The following is a 16,753-nucleotide window of genomic DNA, read 5'->3' on the forward strand; positions in this document are numbered from 1 at the left end:
CCGCCGGCGCCGCCCACCCCGGCGCCGCTCAGCCGTCCTTCTCGACCAGCTGGCTCAGCAGCTCGACGACAAACGCCTCGGTGCTCGGCTTGTCGACGCCCAGCTCGTGCAGCGGCCCCTCGCCGTCCTCCAACTCCAGCAGCGCCAGCAGGATGTGCTCGGTGCCGATGTAGTTGTGCCCGAGGCGCAGCGCCTCGCGGAACGTCAGCTCCAGGGCCTTGCGCGCGCCCGTGTCATAGGGGATCAGCGCCGGCACCTCGTCGGCCGCCGCCGGGAGAGCGGCGACCAGCGCCTCGCGCAGCGCCTCGGGGGTCACGCCCCGGCTCTCGACGGCGAGCACCGCGACGCCCTTGGGCTCGACCAGCAGCCCGAGCGCCAGATGGGCCGCGGTGATCTCGTTGTTGCGCGCCGCGTGGGCCTCGTTCTGCGCCGCCATCACCACGTTCTTCGCCCGGGGGGTGAACCGGCCGAAGCCCTGACTCGGGTCGAGCCCCGCGTCCCCCTCGGCGGTCGCGCCGCCCTGCCCCGCCGGGTCCTTGGGCACGAACCGCTTCTGCGCCGCCTGCCGGGTGACGCCCATGCTGCGGCCGATCTCCGACCAGGAGGCGCCGGAGCGGCGGGCCTGGTCGACGAAGTGGCCGATGAGGTGGTCGGCCAGCTCGCCCAGGTGGTCGGCGGCGAGCACCGCGTCGGTGAGCTGGTCGAGGGCGTCGGGGTGGACCTTCTTGATCGCGTCGATCAGATCGTCGAGCCGTACCGGATATGCCATTCCCACGGGTTCCGTCATGGTGTCAACTCTAGGTTGACACCCCATCGAGTGTCAACCGCGAGTTGACACCTGAGGGACGCCTGGTTGAGCGGAACGGCGGCGGGGCCGCCCGGACATCCCGGACGACCCCGCCTTGCTGCCGGTGTTACGGGTGTCGCTACGGATTGAGATGGAACTCGAAGGTGGAGGTGGTGTTGCGGAAGTCCTCCACGTTGTCGTTGAGCACCAGGTTGTTGAACGTGGCCTCGCCGACCGCGGGACCCTGGCCGGCCTCGGCCGACTCGTTGGCCCAGACCCCGATCCCCGACTTGTGCTCCCAGTTGTCACCGCTGAGCCGCGCCCCGCTGATGGTGACGTCCGTGAGGACGGTGTCGGTCACCGGGTACTCCGGCTGGCCGCCGACGTAGTTGGTCTGGAACATGATCCCCACATAGGTGGGATCGATGATGTCCACGTCCGAGACCCTGATGCCCTGGAACACCTCCGAGGCGGAGAAGAGCCAGATGCCGGGGAAGACCTGGTCGCCCCAGAAGTGGCCACCGGCTCTCTCGATCGTGATGTTTTGGAAGTTGGTCGGGATCTCACCGAATCCGTTCATCGGGTAGCCGAAGTCGAGCGAGCTGATGGTGATGCCCGAGTAGACCAGGGTGTCCGCGATACGGATGTTGCGGAAGGTGTTGTCATAGCCGCCGTAGACCGCCAGGCCGGCCGCGCGCCAGGTCAGCAACGAGGTCAGGTTCTCGTAGACGTTGCCGGTCTCGTCGGCGCCGCCCGCGTCGATCGCCGAGAACAGCGCGAAGCTGTCGTCGCCGGTCGCCCTGGTCTCGTTGTTGGTGACATGGTTGTCCGTGCTGCCGTTGGTCATGTTGAGACCGTCGGCGAACAGGTTGCGGATACGCGAGTTGCTGATGGTGATGCGGTCGGTGTTGGCGCCCCAGTAGAGGCAGATCATGTGCTCGACCCAGATGTCGTCGATCACGATGTCCGAGACGTTGGCGAAGTCGAACACCTTTCCTGGGCCGTCGATCCGCGAGGTGTAGTTGCCGAAGTAGGCGAAGTGCGCGAACCGCGAGCCCTCGGCGGTCGAGTCGGCGCGGAAGCCGATGTCCGTGTTGGTCTGCGAGGTCGGCGCGTGGAAGCGGGTGTACCAGACCCCGGCGCCCACCACGTCGACGGCGCCGCCGTAGACCTGGAACTTGTTGGACGTCTCGTAGTCGCCCGGCGGGAGGTAGACGCCCTCCAGGGTGCCGGTGGTGTCCATCCGCACCCGGTCCAGCGCGTTCTGCACGTCCTGGTGGGTGAAGCCCTCCGGCTCGGTGTAGGCGGTCGGGTCGGGGTTGGGCTGCGGCGCCACCTGCTCCAGGCTGATGAAGTCGATGGCGTACTCGGTGTCGTTGGCCGTGTCCTTCTGCAGCCTGATGGTGCTGCCCGCGGGCACGGTCCGGTCCAGCAGCAGATGCGCCTCGTCATAGATATGGCGCGGCCCGCCGCTGCCGGGCGAGTTCCCCGGGTTGGCCTCGTCGCCGTACAACCAGGAGTAGCGCGAGGTCAGTTGGAGCGGGGCGTGCGGCTCGCCGTCGATATAGACGTTGAGCGTGCTGTCGATGCCCTCGCCGCTCGCGCTGTCCGGGATGGAGAACCGGGCGACCAGGGTGTTGGTGGCCTCCGCGGTGGTGAACTCGACGTACTCGCCGGTCGACTCCAGCGTCACCGCCTGGCGGTTGGACGCCTCGCCCGCGAGGTCGCCGATGTCCCGGTTGGGGCCGACCACCGTGGCGCCGCCGCCGGTCGTCGCGTCCTCCGCCTCGTACATCGAGTACGGCATCTGCGCGCCGCGCCCGATCGCGAAGGAACGGGTGTCGGTGTTGTTGCCGCGCTTGGCCGGGATCTCGTTGGCGTCCGCCGAGACCGTGGTGGACAGGGTGAACGAGCCGTCCTGCGCGGTCCAACTGCCCAGCGCGATGGCCGATGTGGTGCTGCCGGCCGCGATCGCGCCGTTGTAGGCGCCGGTCAGCGTGGTGCCGCCGATCGTCAGGGTGATCTCGTGGCTGCCGGTCGTCGTGTCCAGACTGCCCCGGTTGGCCAGCCGCACCGAGAAGTCGACCTCGTCGCCGGCCGACGGGTTCGACGGGTCCCAGGTCACCGCTGCCACCACCAGATCGGCGCTGGCCACCGGCTCGACCACGACCGGTTCCTGGCTCACATAGGTGTTGTTGTCCTCGTTCTGCTCGACCACGGTGTTCTCCGGGTCGACCACGGCGCCGACCGTGAGTTCGCCCGCCGGGAAGACGCCCACCTCGGCGGAGACCTCGGCGGTGTCGCCGGGCTCAAGCCCGTCGACCTCGGCGGTGGCCTGCTCGTCCCCGTCCACCAGGAACGCCACCTCGGTGGCGGACGAGGCGACCGGGCCGCTGTTGCGCACGGTCGCGGTCAGGGTCAGCGGGTCCGACTCCGAGGGGACCGGCGGCGTCGCCGTCAGCGCGACCACTTCGAGGTCCGGGTTGGGGGCCGGCTCGCCGTACACCTCAAGCTCGGCGACCTGTCCGGCCGGCGCGCCCGAGTTGGCGGTGATGGCCAGCCGCACATCGGCGGCCTGCCCGCTGACGGGGATGGTCACCGTGTTCCCGGTGGCCGGGGAGAAGCCGTAGTCGGCCGCGGCGGCCAGGGTCTCGAAGCCGCCCGAGCCGGACCGGCCGAGGACGGCGATCCGCTGGGTGCGGTCGCCCCAGGCGTTGTCCGGGTTCAGCCGCACCACGACCGAGTCCAGTTCGGCCTCGGCGCCCAGCTGGACGGTCAGCTCGCTCGGGTGGTCACCACCCTCCCAGTAGGTCGCCACATCCCCGTCGTTGGCGTTGGCCGCGACAAAGGTGTGTACATGGGAGGAGGCGCTGATCGGCTTGCCCTGCGCCAACTCCACGGCCTGCACGTTGAGTTCACCCTCATGGGTGACCGCGTCGCTGTCGGCGGAACGGTTCCCCGCCGCGTCGAGCGCGCGCACCGTGTAGCTGACGGTGGCATCCGCCGGCTGGGTGTCGGTGTAGGAGGTGGCCTCGCCGGAGACGGTGGTGCGCAGCACCCCGTCGGCGTAGATCTCGTAGCCGACCACCCCGGTGTCGTCTTCGGCGGCCGACCAGCTCAGGCCGACCTGCCCGGGCTCGGCGAGGGCGCTGGTCAGCGACCCCGGCGCGCCGGGCGCCTCGGTGTCGCCGTCCGTCGGGCCGTAGATCTCCAACTCGCCCAGCTGGGCGGCGTCCTGGCCGGTATTGCCGGTGACCAGCACCCGCACATAGCGGGCGGTGGTGTTGTCGAAGGCCAGGGTCACCGTGTTGTCGGCGGCGTCGGCGTCGAAGAGCGCGTCCTCGGCCGGGGTGAGATCGGTGAACTCGGTACCGTCCTGCGACACCTGGAGCGTCAGCGTCTGGGTGCGCGGCTCGAAGTCGCCCGGCAGGCCGAGCACCACCCGGTTCAGCGGCACCGAGGCACCGAGGTCCGCGCGCAGCCACTGCGGGAGTTCGCCGCTCTCGCTCTGCCAGTAGCTGTTCCGCTCGCCGTCACCGGCGAGTTCGGCGTCGCCGCCGTCGGCCGAGCTGCTGGCGGTGAACGTGGCCCCGCGCGCCAGGTTCTCCTCCGACTCCTCGGCCCTGCTCACCTCCAGCTCCGCCAACTGCGCTTGATCCGCAGCGCTGTTGCCGGTGAACTCCAGCCGGACAAACCGCGTCCGCTGCGCGGGCAGCGGGACCGTCACCCGGTTGTCCGAGGACGGGTCGAAGGTGAGGGTGGCGGCGTTGGCCAGCGTGGTGAAGGTGGTGCCGTCCATGCTTCCGTGCACGGCGACCGTCTGTTCCCTGCTCTCCCAGTCGGCCGGCAGGCTGAGCACCACGCCGTCGACGCGGGCCACCTCGCCCAGGTCGATGGCCACCCAGGCGGGGAACTCGTCGGCGGCGCTCGCCCAGTAGCTGCCCTGGTCACCGTCGGTGATATGCGCGGCGGCGCGTTCCCCGCCGACGCTGCTGGCCGTCGCGGGCGCCCCGGCGGCCAACCCGGTGTCGCTGGCGGTGGCGACCCCGGCGGTCAGTCCACCTCCGATCATCAGCATGGCGGTGAGCGCGGCGGCTCCGGCCCGCGCTCCCAGACCTCTTCGTCTCATCCCTGGCCTCTCATCCTGTGCCCTCGTCCCTGGCCGACATCCCTGGCCCATCCCGACAGCACGCATGACCGTGCATGACCACGCATGGCGTGCGCATGATTTTGCGTATTGACATCAGAGAGTTGCAGGAGCATGCCAAGGTGTCCACAGGTCGCGCACGCCTTCTTGCTTACCAACTTCGCACCCCCGCCCACCGGTTGCCCGGGGCACGCAAATGCCGCCGCCCCGTTGAGCTGCCACTTACGCCCGCCCCCGACGCCGGGGGCCGACAACCCGCAAGAACCGCAAGAAATTTGCGTCAACCCCGACGGCCGCATCCGGGGAGGCGAACGGGGGAAACTAGGCTGCACCGGGTGACCGAGCACGGAGGTGCCATGACGCACGCCAGAACCCCACGACGCGCCGCGCGGATCGCGGTGCTGGCACCGGACGGGGCGACGTTCCTCTTCCGCTACGACAACTCGGAGGTCGGCGTCCACTGGTCACTGCCGGGCGGCGGCCTCGATCCGGGCGAGAGCACCAGGGAGGGCGCCCGTCGCGAACTCGGCGAGGAGACCGGCTGGTTCGATATCGAGCCCGGGCCACTGCTCTGCACCTGGGAGCACGACTACACCCGTGGCGGCGTGCCCGTCCGCCAACACGAACACATCTATCTCGGATATCTCACGCCAGGCCCCCGCCGCGAACTCGGCCCCGGCCTGGCCGCCGCGCACGCCGAGGACGGCATACTCGACTGGCGCTGGTGGACCCCCGCCGAACTGGCCACCGCCGAAGAGGCGTTGTGGCCCCCCACCCTGGCCACCCTGCTCGCCGAACACCGAACCCGTGACGGCGCCCCCGTCCACCTGGGGTATGTGCCCAACGGGCCGCGCTAGTTCAGTGCCAGTTCAGTCTTCGGCGGGCGCCGGGCCCCAGCCGGCGGCCGCGCCGTGGGCGGATATCACCCGGCAGCCCAACGCGGCGACGGCGGCCAGGACCGTCTCCCGGGCCCGTTCCTCGTCCGCCGGCGGGTAGTTCACCCGCAGCCGATGCCCGTACGCCATCTCGTAGGTCAGCCGCCACCCCAACTCGTCGGCCAGGAAGTGGTCCTGCCGCACCCCTCCGTCCGGATCGGCCCAGCCGCCCCGGCCGACCGTGGGCGCCAGGCGCTCCCGCAGCAGCCTCAGCCGCTCCGGATAGGGCATCGGGGACGGGGTCAACAGCAGCTCGACATGGACGAGTTCGCGGCGCGGCGAGAACCAGGGCGCGTCATACGGCACCCCGCCCTCCGCCGAGCGCGCCACCAGCCGCTCCACCTCGGCCACCAGCCGGTCGGCCGCGCCCCCTTCGCATCTCGCGAAGTCCCCGTCCCGCTGCTGCCAACGCACCACCGGCCAGCCCGCCGGATCGCCCTCCGTCAGCCAACACAGCGCCCCGCCCACCGAGTCCAGCGCCCAGACCAGCAGCCCGCCCGGCTCCGGGTGGAACGGCAGCGGGTACTCCTCCGGGTAGTCCTCCCGCATCGTCGCCCAGTCCCCCAGCAACCGCCGGTTGGACTCCACCAGTTGCTCCGGCGAACACAGCCCCACCTCGCCGCAGAACATCCCGGCCCCGTAACGGCGCCAGACCTCCTTGAGGTCGGCGGGCAACACCAGCCCCAACGCGGCCTCGGCCGCCGCCCAGTCGGCGTCCGCCGCCACCGGATCCGACGGCGGAGGAACGAGCGCGAGCAGCCGGTCGATCGAGGCGGCAGCCGGCAACGGGATCGGTGACATGGCCGGTGAGCCTACCCGTCAGCCCCGCACATGCAGCCCGAACCCCGTACGGCCCTCGGGCTCAAGCCCCTCCCTCAGGCGCAGCGACGGAATCTCGTAGTCGCCGAAGTTCTGCCGACGGAACGCGATCGGCTCCGTCGACTCCAGGGTGCGCAGCCGCTCCTCCCACGCCTTGACGGCCGCCTCGTAGCCCTCGCCGGTCATCCGGTCGACTCCGTAGAGCACAAACGGTGGCAGCACCTCGATACCCGGGTAGTAGAGGATCCCGTGCTGGATCGGGAACAGCAGATCGTCGATGGGCCCGTTGATCCCGCGCGCGGCGTAATGCGGCTCCGGGCCGCCGACGGTCACCGACAGCAGCGCCCGCCGGCCGGCGAGGGTGCCCTCACCGAAGCGCTCGCCGTATCCGACGTCGCTGTGCTCGCCGACGCCATAGGCGAAGTGGGAGGTGAACACCCGGTCCACCCAGCCCTTGAGGATCGCCGGCATCGTGTACCACCACAGCGGGAACTGGAAGATGATCGTGTCGGCCCACAGCAGCTTCTCCTGTTCGGCGCGGACATCGGCGGTCAACGTCCCCGCGTCGAAGGCCCGCCCCGAATCCCGGACCACCCGCAACGGATCCGAGGCGTCCGGCCCGTAGTCCTTCGCGTCCACGACGGCCTTCCAGTTCATCGCGTACAGATCGCTCACCCGGACCTCGTGCCCGTCGCTCTCCAACGTCGCCACCGCGCGATCCTTCAGCGAGCCGTTGAGCGACCTCGGCTCCGGGTGGGCATGAACGATCAGCGTCTTCATGGGAACTCCTCGGGTTGCTCGGGTTACTCGGGTTACTCGGAATCGGACGCCTTCGATCCTGGGCCCGGCGCCGCCCCGCGTTCAGGGGCTCCTCTTCCATCGGACGGGACTTCCTGGTATCGGCGGGACCACCCTCGCGCACCCCGCCGACGGGATCCGGGGGGACATACTGGGAGGCATGGACGATCTCGCTGGCTTCCTGCGGACCCGGCGTTCCCGGGTCGACCCCGCCGACGTGGGCATCCCCACCGACAGCCGCCGCCGGGTCGAGGGCCTGCGCCGCGAGGAGGTGGCGCACCTCTCCGGCGTCAGCGTGGACTACTACGTCCGCCTGGAGCAGGGCCGCGCCACCCAGCCGTCCGAGCAGGTCCTCGACGCGCTCGCCCGCGTCCTGCGACTCGACGAGACCGAACGCGAACATCTCGACCGGCTTGCCCGGCAGCGCCGCCGCCCCGCGCGGACACCGGGCGGACGGCTCCGGCCCGAGCTGCTGCGCGTTCTCGATCTGGTCACCGACGCACCCGCGTTGATCATGGACCACCGGATGGACGTGCTTGCCGGGAACCGCCTCGCCGGGCTGCTCTACGGCCGGCCGATGCCGGGCCTGAACACCGCCCGGCACCTCTTCCTCGAAGAGGCCGAACGCGGCCTCTACGCGGACTGGGAGAACTGCACCCTGGACGCGGTGGGCCATCTGCGCCTGTCCGCCGGCAAATACCCCGACGACCCCCGACTGGCCTCGCTCATCGGCGAGTTGGCCATGGGCAGCGGACGCTTCCGCCGCCTCTGGGCCCGCGCGGACGTGCGCGCCCGCACCCATGGCCGCAAGGCGTACCGGCATCCGCTGGTCGGCCTGCTGGAACTCCACCAGGAGAACTTCGCGCTGCCGGACGCCTCGGGCAGGGAACTGCTGGTCCTGTCCGCGGCCCCCGGCACCCCGGCCGAGGACGGGCTGCGCCTGCTCGCCGGCCTGGGCGCGGACGGCACCGATCGCGCCGACGCCCACCCCTCGACGCCCGCCCGCGTCGACGAATGACGTCACGCGGGGCCGTGCGGACCCGCCCATAGGCGGCGGTACGCTGGGCCATCGCGATCGAACGGGGGGCCGATGCGGGGGCGACGGCTGTTTTCGGGTATCCAACACGCCAGTATCGGCGGACTGTTGGTGATCTGGTTGATATGTCTACCGGTGGCGGTCTTTGTCGTCCAACTGATCGAGGACGTGCCCGTGCTGTCGGCGCGCGTCGTCGCGGCGGCCTTCGACCTGCACGGCGAGCAGGGCACCATCACCGTCACCGAGTCCCGTGAGGTCCGCGAGGGCGGCGGCCGAGGCAGCAGCCACACCGCCACCCACTGCTTCGGCGTCTTCACCCCGGACAACGGCGGCCCGCCGCTCCCCGACACCCGCGTGCACATCGGCGACTGCGACGAGGGGAACGTCGCCGACGTGCGGCTGATCCGCAAGGACCTCAGCAGCTGGGTGATGCCCAACGAGAAGGACACCGCCTACGCGTTCGGCCACGGCTGGGGCACTGCGCTGGTGCTCTTCCTCTTCATGGGCCTCTTCCTACTGATCGCCGGCGGCCCCTTCGTCCTCTGCGCGATCCTCTTCCCCGTCATGATGATCGCCGCCCTGATCAACCGCGCCCGCAACCGTGGCCGAGGCGCCGACGCCACTGCCACTGACGCCGCCTCCGGCGCCGACGACTGACCGCCCGGGCCTCGTCCGCGCGGGCCGGCCGAACGTCCCGAGGGGGACCGCCATGACCCACCACCTGCGACAGCGCGTGCTCCACCAACTGCACGCCCGCGCCCACATGTTCCACTGGTCTGTACCCCATGGCCCGCTCCCCCACCAGCCCCATCACCCCCACCAGCCCCGCGATCCGGCGGGCATGTCGGCCACGACGCTGGTCGCCGCCGGCCACGACGACGATCCGGCGGTGCGCGCGGAGGTCGAACGAACGCTGCGCTCGGCCGCGCCCCGCCACTGGCTGCTGCTCGACGAGCGGCTCCGCCGCATCTGGTGGCACGAGCCGCGGTGGACGACCAGCGCGGTCGAACGGCTGCTGCGCGACGGCCCCCACGCGCTGGGGCTCGTCCTCGCCGCCACCCACCCCAACGGCCATGTGCGACAGGCCGCGGTCGACGCCCTCGCCGAACTCGACGCCCCCCTCGCGCCGGCCACACTCGCCCTGCGGGCGGCGGACTGGGTGCCCCAGGTCCGCACCCCGGCCCGGGACGCGCTGGCCCGCCGACTGTCGGAGCAACCCGGCGCGACCCTGGCCGCGACCGCGCCGGTGGCGTTGGCCCTGCGGGAACGCCGCACCGGCCACTGGCTCGCCGAACGGGTCGAGGCCATGCTCCGAGAGGGCCCCGTCGAGGCGCTGCACGCCGCCCTCGCCGCCCCGGACCGGCACACCCGACGCACCGCCCACCTCACCGCGCTCGCCACCGGCCGGCTCGACCTGCCCCGGATGCTGCATGCCGCCCGACACGACAAGGACCTCCCGACCAGGGCCCGTTGCGCCGAGACCGCCGTGGTGAAGGCCGTCGAGACCGGCACCGTCGAGCTGGTCCGCCCGCTACTGACCAACGGCGCCGCGGTGGTCCGCGCCGCCGCGGTCCAGGCGCTGGCCAACACCGGTGAGGTGGGCCCCGCCCACGACGCCCTCCCGGACCGCAACCCGATCGTGCGCGCCGTCGCCCAGGCGGCACTGCGCCGCGACGGGGCCGTTCCCGAGGAGCACTACCGCGCTCTGCTCGCGGGCCCCGCCCCCGCCCCCGGAGCGATCGCCGGCCTCGGCGAGACCGGCGCCGGCCCGGACGCCGACCTCGTCCGCCCCTGGCTGGCGCACCCCCGCCCCCGGGGCCGAGCCGCCGCGGTGCGCGCGCTACGACGACTCGGCGCGGCCGAGCCGGCGCTCCTGCTCCCGTTGCTCACCGACCCGTCCGGCGCCGTGACCCGCCAGGTCAGCACCGCCCTACGCGCCAGGACCGACCAGCTGGACCCGCGCCACCTCAGGGAACTCCTCGACATCCGCCGGCCCCGGCACATCCGGCTGGCCGCCTACCGGCTGCTCCACGCCCTGGACGTCTGGACCCGGCTCCGCACCGACCTGGAACTCGTCGCCGACCCGCTCGACGCGTTGCGCGGCCGAGCCCGCAACGACCTGGTCACCTGGGTGACCCGCGAGGCCGCCACCACCTACGCGATGCCGAACGCCACCATCGCCGCCGTGCTCGCCACGCGCCTGGCCGAGGCCCGGCCCGTCCTCGGCCCGGAACGCACCCGCCTCCTCGCCTTCCACCTCGGCCTCCGCCGGCTCACGCCCCCCGACCCCCCTGCCCCTCCTACGGACACGGCCTAGCGGAGCAGCGTCAGCCAGTCGGCGGCCTCCCGCCTCAGGGCGGGGTCGGTGAGCTGCTCGGTCAGCCAGGGCAGCGCGGTCAGCGCCCGTTCCAGATCGTGCAGCAGGACATCCCGAACGGGGTGGTCGTCGCCCGCGAGCCGACGCCGCTCGATCGCCGCCCGCGTCTCGCTCCGGGTCAACGGAAGCCCGTCCAGCAGCTGGCGGACGGCACCCTCGGGGCTCAACTCCGCCGGCAGCCCGTCGAGTCGGGGCTGATGACGCAGAGCGAGCGCGGCCAGCCTGGCCCGCTGGTAGCCGGCCGCGCAGCGGCTCATGGCACCGGTCCGGTGCGCCGTGTGGACCAGCGCGAGGGCGAACGCGAACCGTGCCCGGCTCTCCGCCTCCGGCAGCCCGCGCAGCGGGTGCGCCGCCGACTCGGCGAACCCCAGCAGCCCGTGCCACCACTGCGGCGGCGCACCCTGCGGAAAGCGGCCGCGCAACCATGCCTCCCGCGCCCGGGAGTCGATCGCGCGCAGCGCCTCGTAGTCGTCCTCGATCTCGCTCACGGGGCTCTCCCACCCGGGTCGTTGACGATCAGGGACAGCGAGGGCCCGAATCGGGTCCCGGCGAAGCTCCGGGCTGTTGCCGGTGACGCCGCACCCTCCCCGACGGTTCAACTCCGGGGCGCGATGTCGCGTTTCCGCCGGTCAGGGAGGTGGCGCCTGCGGGAGAGTCACCGAAGGCCCGTGCTCCCGATCGCGGGTCCCTCCCGCTGAACTCCGTGAAGGGCCCACCCCATGCATGTCGTCCCCGGCCTCAAGGTTCTGTACTTCGGCACCCCGGTGGTGCTGATCAGCTCGCTCAACGAGGACGGCACACCGAATCTCGCGCCGATGTCCTCGGCGTGGTGGTTGGGCCAGACCTGTGTGCTCGGCCTCGGCGACAGCGCCCAGACCACGGCGAACCTGCTGCGGGAGGGCGAGTGCGTGCTCAACCTGCCCTCCTCCGCGATGGTCGAGGCGGTTGACCGGCTGGCGCTGACCACCGGGAAGCCGACCGTGCCGGACCACAAGGTGCAGCAGGGCTACCGCTACGAGCCGGCGAAGTTCTCGACCGCCGGGCTGACCGAGCAGCCATCGGACCTGGTCCGAGCCCCCCGGGTCGCGGAGTGTCCGATCCAGCTGGAGTGCCGGGTCGTCGCGGCCCACCCCTTCGGACACCCCGCTCCCGACGCCAGCGCCATCCAGGTCGAGGTTCTTCGCGCCCATGTCGAGGAGGAACTGATCATCCCGGGGACACACCATGTGGACCCACTCCGCTGGGACCCGCTGATCATGAAATTCTGCGAGTTCTTCGGCGGCGGCACCAACGTCCACCCGTCAAGACTCGCCCAGGGCTGGAACATGCCCCACCCACACCGGTCGGCCACCAGCTGACACACGCGCACGGCGGGTCAGCCCGGTGCCACGCCACGAGCGACGGCGGCGTGAGCCGATGCCCGACATCATGGGGCGGGGGGGGCCGGCCACCGCTCAGAGAATGTCCGTGATGCCCCGGTGGTTGGCCCAGCTCTCGATCGCGTCAGCCATGGCCGTGAGCCACGGCTCGCCGGGCTTCCGCAGGGCCCGCACCCGGGTCATCCGCGCATAGGCCACGGCCCAGGCATCGATCGCCTTCGGATCCGCCCCGACCCAGGCCGGACAACCGGCCGCCCAGGCCTCCGCCCCCGCCGGCGAATGCCCACCGGCGACCAGCTGGGTCACCAACAGCGCCGGATCGATAAACGCCGCCCCCCTCGTCGGCCAGGCCCAGTCCACCACCCACCTCCGCCGCTCGCCGATCAGCTCCGACGGTCCTGTGGATGACAGCAACGTCTTCCCTCGTACCACCGCCGGTTTGTTCCTGGATGGCTGGATCGAACCCCCGTCGTTGACGTGATGTCACCGTTTCGTTTGACTTGAGCAGTTCCCGCAATTCGCTGGCTTCGGGAGGCAGTCGTGGTCCTACGGTTCATCGGCATCGATCCGGAGACCGGCGGAGGCAACTGCCCCGCTGTTTGGCTCGACGACGCCAGGAAGGAACTGGTGCTGCAAGGGTGGCGAGCCGACGATGAGATGATGACAGAAACGCAACGTGACAGCCCCTTGCCCGACAACGAGGCAGTCATTCGTCTCCCGTATCGCATGATCGACATCATCAGGAAGGCCATCGATGACGCGGAAGCCATCGACCATCCCCAGCTTCGATGAGCTGCTGTCCTCTGCTGAACACTCGGCCCTCCATCTGGAAATGCGCGATGTGTACGCCGTCGCGGAGGAGGCGCAGGAGCGTGAGTTGTGGGAGTCGGGGAGATGGACTCTGGCGGATGGCCGGAAAGCTCTCGCCGATTGGATGAGCCTGGTGGCCAGTGTTTCGTCTCGTGGGGTGGCCGTGCGTCGCGCACGTATCATTTCCGAGCCCGTCACCAGCTACGTCCGTTACGAGCACGCGCTCACCCCGCTGAATATCGAAGCCGGTGAGAGCGTGCGGTGGTTGGCACGACGCCAGGCGATCGGCATTCCTCTGCCCGCCGCAGACTTCTGGCTTATCGATGATCGGGTAGTGCGCTTCAACCACTTCTCCGGCGAGGGTGAAGCGGTAGAGGCCGAGATGAGCGACAGCGCCGATGTCGTGGCGCTGTGTTCCTCCGCATTTGAGAGCGTTTGGAGTCGGGCCATCCCCCACGAGAAGTACGCCATCTCCTGATCCGCGTGGCCGCGTCACCGTATTCCAGCGCCCAGGCGGCCCGAGAGTCCCTTGCCGCCCGCCTGACAGACCTCCGCCAGGATGCGGGTCTCACGGGCCGCGAACTGTCAGCCCGATGTGGCTGGCATCCTGCGAAAACCACACGCATCCAGAAGGCCAGAGCCACCCCGAGCGATGCGGATATCCGCGCCTGGTGTGCGGCGTGTGGTGCGGAAGAACAAGTCGACGACCTGATCGCCACCGCCCGGACCGTGAACTCCATGTATCTGGACTGGCGACGGCTCCACCGGACCGGCATGCGGAAGACCCAGGAGGACTTCTACGGGCTCCACGAGCGGACGGAAGTCTGCCGCTCCTACGTTTCCAACGTAGTCCCCGGATTCCTTCAGACATCGGCCTACGCCACCGCGCTCATGAGCGCGATCACGAGCTTCCAGGGCACTCCCGACGACGTCAGCGAGGCCGTGGCGGCACGCGTCGCCCGCGGAAGATTACTCCGCGAAGGAAACCACCGCTTTGTCGTCCTCATCGAAGAGTGGGTGTTGTACTCACAGGTGGGCTGCGAGAAGACCATGGCTGATCAACTCTCCTATCTGCTCACGGTTCTCCCCCTCGCCTCGGTCTCGTTGGGGGTCATTCCCAGGACTGCCCGACGCTCCGTCTGGCCGCTCGAAGCGTTCACCCTCTATGACAGAAGCCGGGCCGTGGTCGAAACACTGACCGCTGAGATCAACATCACCCGTCCCCGGGAGCTTGCCGACTATTTCAAGGCTTTCGGTGAGCTGGCGCGCATGGCCGTCCATGGCGACGACGCACGCGCCCTGATCATCTCGGCGCGTGGCTCACTCGGGTGAACGATCCGCAATCATCCGCAACTTCGTTGAGTGCTGCCGGCCCTCCTCTTTACGGTCGTTGACGAACCGGATACTCATCCGGTCCAACCACCGCATGTCACAGGTGCCAAGCATCCCCGCCGATGCCACTTGCTGTCCTCACCGCCCCCTTTGGGCGCATCTTCAAAGCCGAGGTGCGGCACGGCCCCAGTCTGAGTAACAGCCGCTCGCAGTGCCAGGAGGTTGCGCACATGACCGCTACCGCCCCATCCACGATCAGTGTCGAACTGGCCCAGGCGTTCGATCCACGCTGGTCCCGCCTGCCCGGTATCACCGTGGACGGCCCGACCCTGTCCATCAACCCTGCCGAGTACTTCTTCCGCTTCGACTCTGCCTCCTGGCTGGTCTGCGACTGGCACCTGGTCCGGAATCAGCTCCTGAACGTGGAGGAAACCGCCGAAGCCGCCCTGGAGCAGACGGCGTTGGAGTTCATTCGCAGCAACAGCCGCTCCACCACCGATGCCGCCGAGGTCCTGGCCATCGCCTCACGGGTGTACTCCTACCTGTTCCGCGACGAGTTGCTGCCGGTCGGCGGCCTGGAGCAGGTCGGCCCCGACGAGCTGCGGATGCTGCGTGAGGCCGCGACGCTCATGGCACTGAACAAGGTCGAGCCGGACGGCACCATCTCCAACGTGGGCCCCTGCTGGTTCTTCCCCGCCGCCACGTCTGTCGTCTTCGACCTGGACGAAACGACCGGCGGCATGATCGACGAGGTGTACCACAGCACGTGGTTCAACGAGTCACGGCGAGTGGAGTCCATCAAGGCCCACGCCGCCCTCGGCGGCCGGCTGGTACACGGCTGCCAGTCCGTTCCCGACCAGTCCGGTGGCGCCTGCCTGCCTTACGGCGCCTCGATCGAGACCTTCCGCACCGGCCTGCGGGCCTTCCGCGACGAATGGCTGACCGCCGTCTACGCGTGCCGCACCGTCCCGACCACCAACTGATCAGCGAAAAGGAGTCCCCCAGATGAACACCACGGACGTGACCGCCCTGCTGCCCGGCCTCCTGGCCAACGCCGGACTGCCGGGCGACCCGGTTCGCCAGCCGATCCGGGTCTGGGCCCGCTCCGGCGTGGAACGTCTGACGTTCCCCGGCGCCGCGTCCGTGGTGTTCAAGTACGCCGAGGCACCCTTCGACCGCGAGGACCGCGCCCTCGAAATCGCGGCAGCCGGCGGGCTCCCGGTCCCCGCCATCTACGCGGCCCACCACGCCGAGCGTCTGCTGGGGATGCTGATCGAGGACCTTGGCGAACCCGTTCGCGAGGCCGACGACCCCGACGGCGCCACCGCCGCCGTCCAGATCCACCGCGTCGCCTCCGCCCCGGGCCTCCCCCACCTCGGCGAACCCGAACTCGCCGCTCTGCCCGGAAAGATCGCCCGCCGTCTGGACCGCTACGGCGCCAGCGAAGAGGCTCGGACTGCGGCGACCGCGCTCAGCCGGGCCGCCGAGACCCGCGCCCAGGGCGCGGAGGTGCCGCCGTTCGGGCTGGTGCACTCCGAGTTCCACCCCACCTCGCTCCATGTGACCGCGTCCGGCCTGCGCGTGCTGGACCTGGCACGCGCCTTCACCGGCCCCGGCCTGCTTGACCTGGCCTCCTGGCAAGGCACCACCGCCACCCCTGACACCGACCACACCCATGCCTTGCTCAGTTCTTATGTGCGGGCCGGCGGCCCCGCCGAAGCAGTGGCCGCCCGCGGCGGCCTGGACGCCGCCTCGTGGGCTCTGGGCTGGCACCGCGTCTGGGTGGCCGAGTGGTTCACCCAGCAAATCGGCCTGGGCTGGGCCGAAGGAGCCGAGGACAAGTGGATGACCGTGATCACCCGCCACGTGCTGGACGCCGCCGAACTGCTGAAGGTCTGACTCCGCCCGGCCGCCTGGAACTCACCCGGCGGCCGGGCACCGGCCCTGACATTTCCCTCCTAGGCAACCTGACCGGTGCCCTGGTGGTCGAGCTCGGCTGCGGCAGCGGTCACAACCTCGCCCACCTCAGCACCCACGCCACTCGTTGCATCGGCATCGACCACGATCCTTCCAAGGTCGACCGAGCTCGCGCCCTCTATGGCCATCTCCCCCGGCTGCGTTTCCTTCACGGAGACGCGGCGGAGCGGCTGCGCAACCTGGCGGCAGGCTCCGTGGATGTCTGTCTCTCGATCTTCGGAGCCCTCTCCTTCGCTGCTCCGCGCCCACTCCTGGCCGCCACTGCCGACGCGTTACGGCCCGGCGGACAACTCCTCGTCGTCCTTCGCGCCGACGACCACCACGACTACATCACCGTCCTTGCACGACGCTGACCT

17 protein-coding genes are annotated in these 16,753 nt (G+C 70.4%); 11 read left to right on the top strand and 6 right to left on the bottom strand.

Features of this window, described 5'->3' with window-relative positions:
- Window positions 1-28: 28 nt before the first annotated feature.
- On the bottom strand, window positions 29-787 hold the full coding sequence (locus tag AOM46_RS20840) for a Clp protease N-terminal domain-containing protein (protein ID WP_199824032.1): 759 nt from the start codon (window positions 785-787) through the stop codon (window positions 29-31).
- Window positions 788-926: 139 nt separating this feature from the next.
- Complete coding sequence (locus AOM46_RS20845) at window positions 927-4,916, bottom strand: discoidin domain-containing protein (protein ID WP_062214094.1); 3,990 nt, start codon at window positions 4,914-4,916, stop codon at window positions 927-929.
- Window positions 4,917-5,290: 374 nt separating this feature from the next.
- On the opposite strand from AOM46_RS20845, the gene AOM46_RS35495 reads away from it, so the two are divergent.
- Window positions 5,291-5,791, top strand: a complete 501-nt coding sequence (locus tag AOM46_RS35495) for an NUDIX hydrolase (RefSeq protein WP_062214095.1) — start codon at window positions 5,291-5,293, stop codon at window positions 5,789-5,791.
- 12 nt (window positions 5,792-5,803) lie between these two features.
- Here AOM46_RS35495 and AOM46_RS20855 read toward each other — a convergent pair whose 3' ends face one another.
- Together AOM46_RS20855 and AOM46_RS20860 are read right to left on the bottom strand one after the other, a co-directional pair.
- On the bottom strand, window positions 5,804-6,670 hold the full coding sequence (locus AOM46_RS20855; protein ID WP_062214096.1) for an SMI1/KNR4 family protein: 867 nt from the start codon (window positions 6,668-6,670) through the stop codon (window positions 5,804-5,806).
- 18 nt (window positions 6,671-6,688) lie between these two features.
- Window positions 6,689-7,468: an NAD(P)H-dependent oxidoreductase gene (locus tag AOM46_RS20860; RefSeq protein ID WP_062214097.1), complete on the bottom strand. Its 780-nt coding sequence runs from the start codon at window positions 7,466-7,468 to the stop codon at window positions 6,689-6,691.
- Window positions 7,469-7,646: 178 nt separating this feature from the next.
- On the opposite strand from AOM46_RS20860, the gene AOM46_RS20865 reads away from it, so the two are divergent.
- From AOM46_RS20865 to AOM46_RS34755, 3 genes are all read left to right on the top strand, one after another.
- Window positions 7,647-8,504 carry a helix-turn-helix transcriptional regulator gene (locus AOM46_RS20865; protein ID WP_062214098.1) on the top strand — a complete coding sequence of 286 codons (858 nt, stop codon included), beginning with the start codon at window positions 7,647-7,649 and terminating at the stop codon, window positions 8,502-8,504.
- A 129-nt stretch (window positions 8,505-8,633) separates the two neighbouring features.
- The gene (locus AOM46_RS20870; protein ID WP_158920528.1) at window positions 8,634-9,179 is read left to right on the top strand and encodes a hypothetical protein; all 546 of its coding nucleotides are present in this window, start codon (window positions 8,634-8,636) and stop codon (window positions 9,177-9,179) included.
- A 52-nt stretch (window positions 9,180-9,231) separates the two neighbouring features.
- Entirely contained in the window at window positions 9,232-10,839 is a 1,608-nt protein-coding gene (locus AOM46_RS34755) for a hypothetical protein (RefSeq protein WP_199824033.1), read from the top strand.
- On the opposite strand, the gene AOM46_RS20880 is transcribed toward AOM46_RS34755, so the two are convergent.
- Entirely contained in the window at window positions 10,836-11,387 is a 552-nt protein-coding gene (locus tag AOM46_RS20880) for a hypothetical protein (RefSeq protein ID WP_062214100.1), read from the bottom strand. The two genes, AOM46_RS34755 and AOM46_RS20880, sit on opposite strands and share 4 nt — an antisense overlap.
- Before the next feature lie 231 nt (window positions 11,388-11,618).
- Here AOM46_RS20880 and AOM46_RS20885 point away from each other — a divergent pair, with 231 nt between their 5' ends.
- The gene (locus tag AOM46_RS20885) at window positions 11,619-12,257 is read left to right on the top strand and encodes a flavin reductase family protein (RefSeq protein ID WP_062214101.1); all 639 of its coding nucleotides are present in this window, start codon (window positions 11,619-11,621) and stop codon (window positions 12,255-12,257) included.
- A gap of 96 nt (window positions 12,258-12,353) precedes the next feature.
- Here AOM46_RS20885 and AOM46_RS20890 read toward each other — a convergent pair whose 3' ends face one another.
- Window positions 12,354-12,692 (bottom strand): hypothetical protein, encoded by a 339-nt coding sequence (locus tag AOM46_RS20890; RefSeq protein ID WP_158920530.1) that lies wholly within the window; start codon window positions 12,690-12,692, stop codon window positions 12,354-12,356.
- Window positions 12,693-12,818: 126 nt separating this feature from the next.
- On the opposite strand from AOM46_RS20890, the gene AOM46_RS20895 reads away from it, so the two are divergent.
- The 6 genes from AOM46_RS20895 (at window position 12,819) to AOM46_RS34150 (ending at window position 16,750) form a co-directional block, all read left to right on the top strand.
- The gene (locus AOM46_RS20895) at window positions 12,819-13,070 is read left to right on the top strand and encodes a hypothetical protein (RefSeq protein ID WP_062214103.1); all 252 of its coding nucleotides are present in this window, start codon (window positions 12,819-12,821) and stop codon (window positions 13,068-13,070) included.
- Window positions 13,033-13,566 (top strand): DUF6879 family protein, encoded by a 534-nt coding sequence (locus AOM46_RS20900; protein ID WP_062214104.1) that lies wholly within the window; start codon window positions 13,033-13,035, stop codon window positions 13,564-13,566. The genes AOM46_RS20895 and AOM46_RS20900 overlap by 38 nt, the downstream gene beginning before the upstream one ends.
- Window positions 13,567-13,571: 5 nt before the next feature.
- The gene (locus AOM46_RS20905) at window positions 13,572-14,420 is read left to right on the top strand and encodes a helix-turn-helix transcriptional regulator (protein WP_062214105.1); all 849 of its coding nucleotides are present in this window, start codon (window positions 13,572-13,574) and stop codon (window positions 14,418-14,420) included.
- A gap of 230 nt (window positions 14,421-14,650) precedes the next feature.
- Window positions 14,651-15,403, top strand: coding sequence for a hypothetical protein (locus tag AOM46_RS20910; protein ID WP_062214106.1), 753 nt, complete (start codon window positions 14,651-14,653; stop codon window positions 15,401-15,403).
- Window positions 15,404-15,425: 22 nt separating this feature from the next.
- Window positions 15,426-16,319: a phosphotransferase gene (locus AOM46_RS20915; RefSeq protein WP_062214107.1), complete on the top strand. Its 894-nt coding sequence runs from the start codon at window positions 15,426-15,428 to the stop codon at window positions 16,317-16,319.
- On the top strand, window positions 16,262-16,750 hold the full coding sequence (locus tag AOM46_RS34150) for a class I SAM-dependent methyltransferase (RefSeq protein WP_370592747.1): 489 nt from the start codon (window positions 16,262-16,264) through the stop codon (window positions 16,748-16,750). The genes AOM46_RS20915 and AOM46_RS34150 overlap by 58 nt, the downstream gene beginning before the upstream one ends.
- Window positions 16,751-16,753: the final 3 nt, after the last annotated feature.

The sequence above is a fragment of the Streptomyces sp. NBRC 109706 genome (assembly GCF_000974485.1).
In the GTDB taxonomy this organism is placed as follows: Bacteria; Actinomycetota; Actinomycetes; order Streptomycetales; family Streptomycetaceae; genus Streptomyces.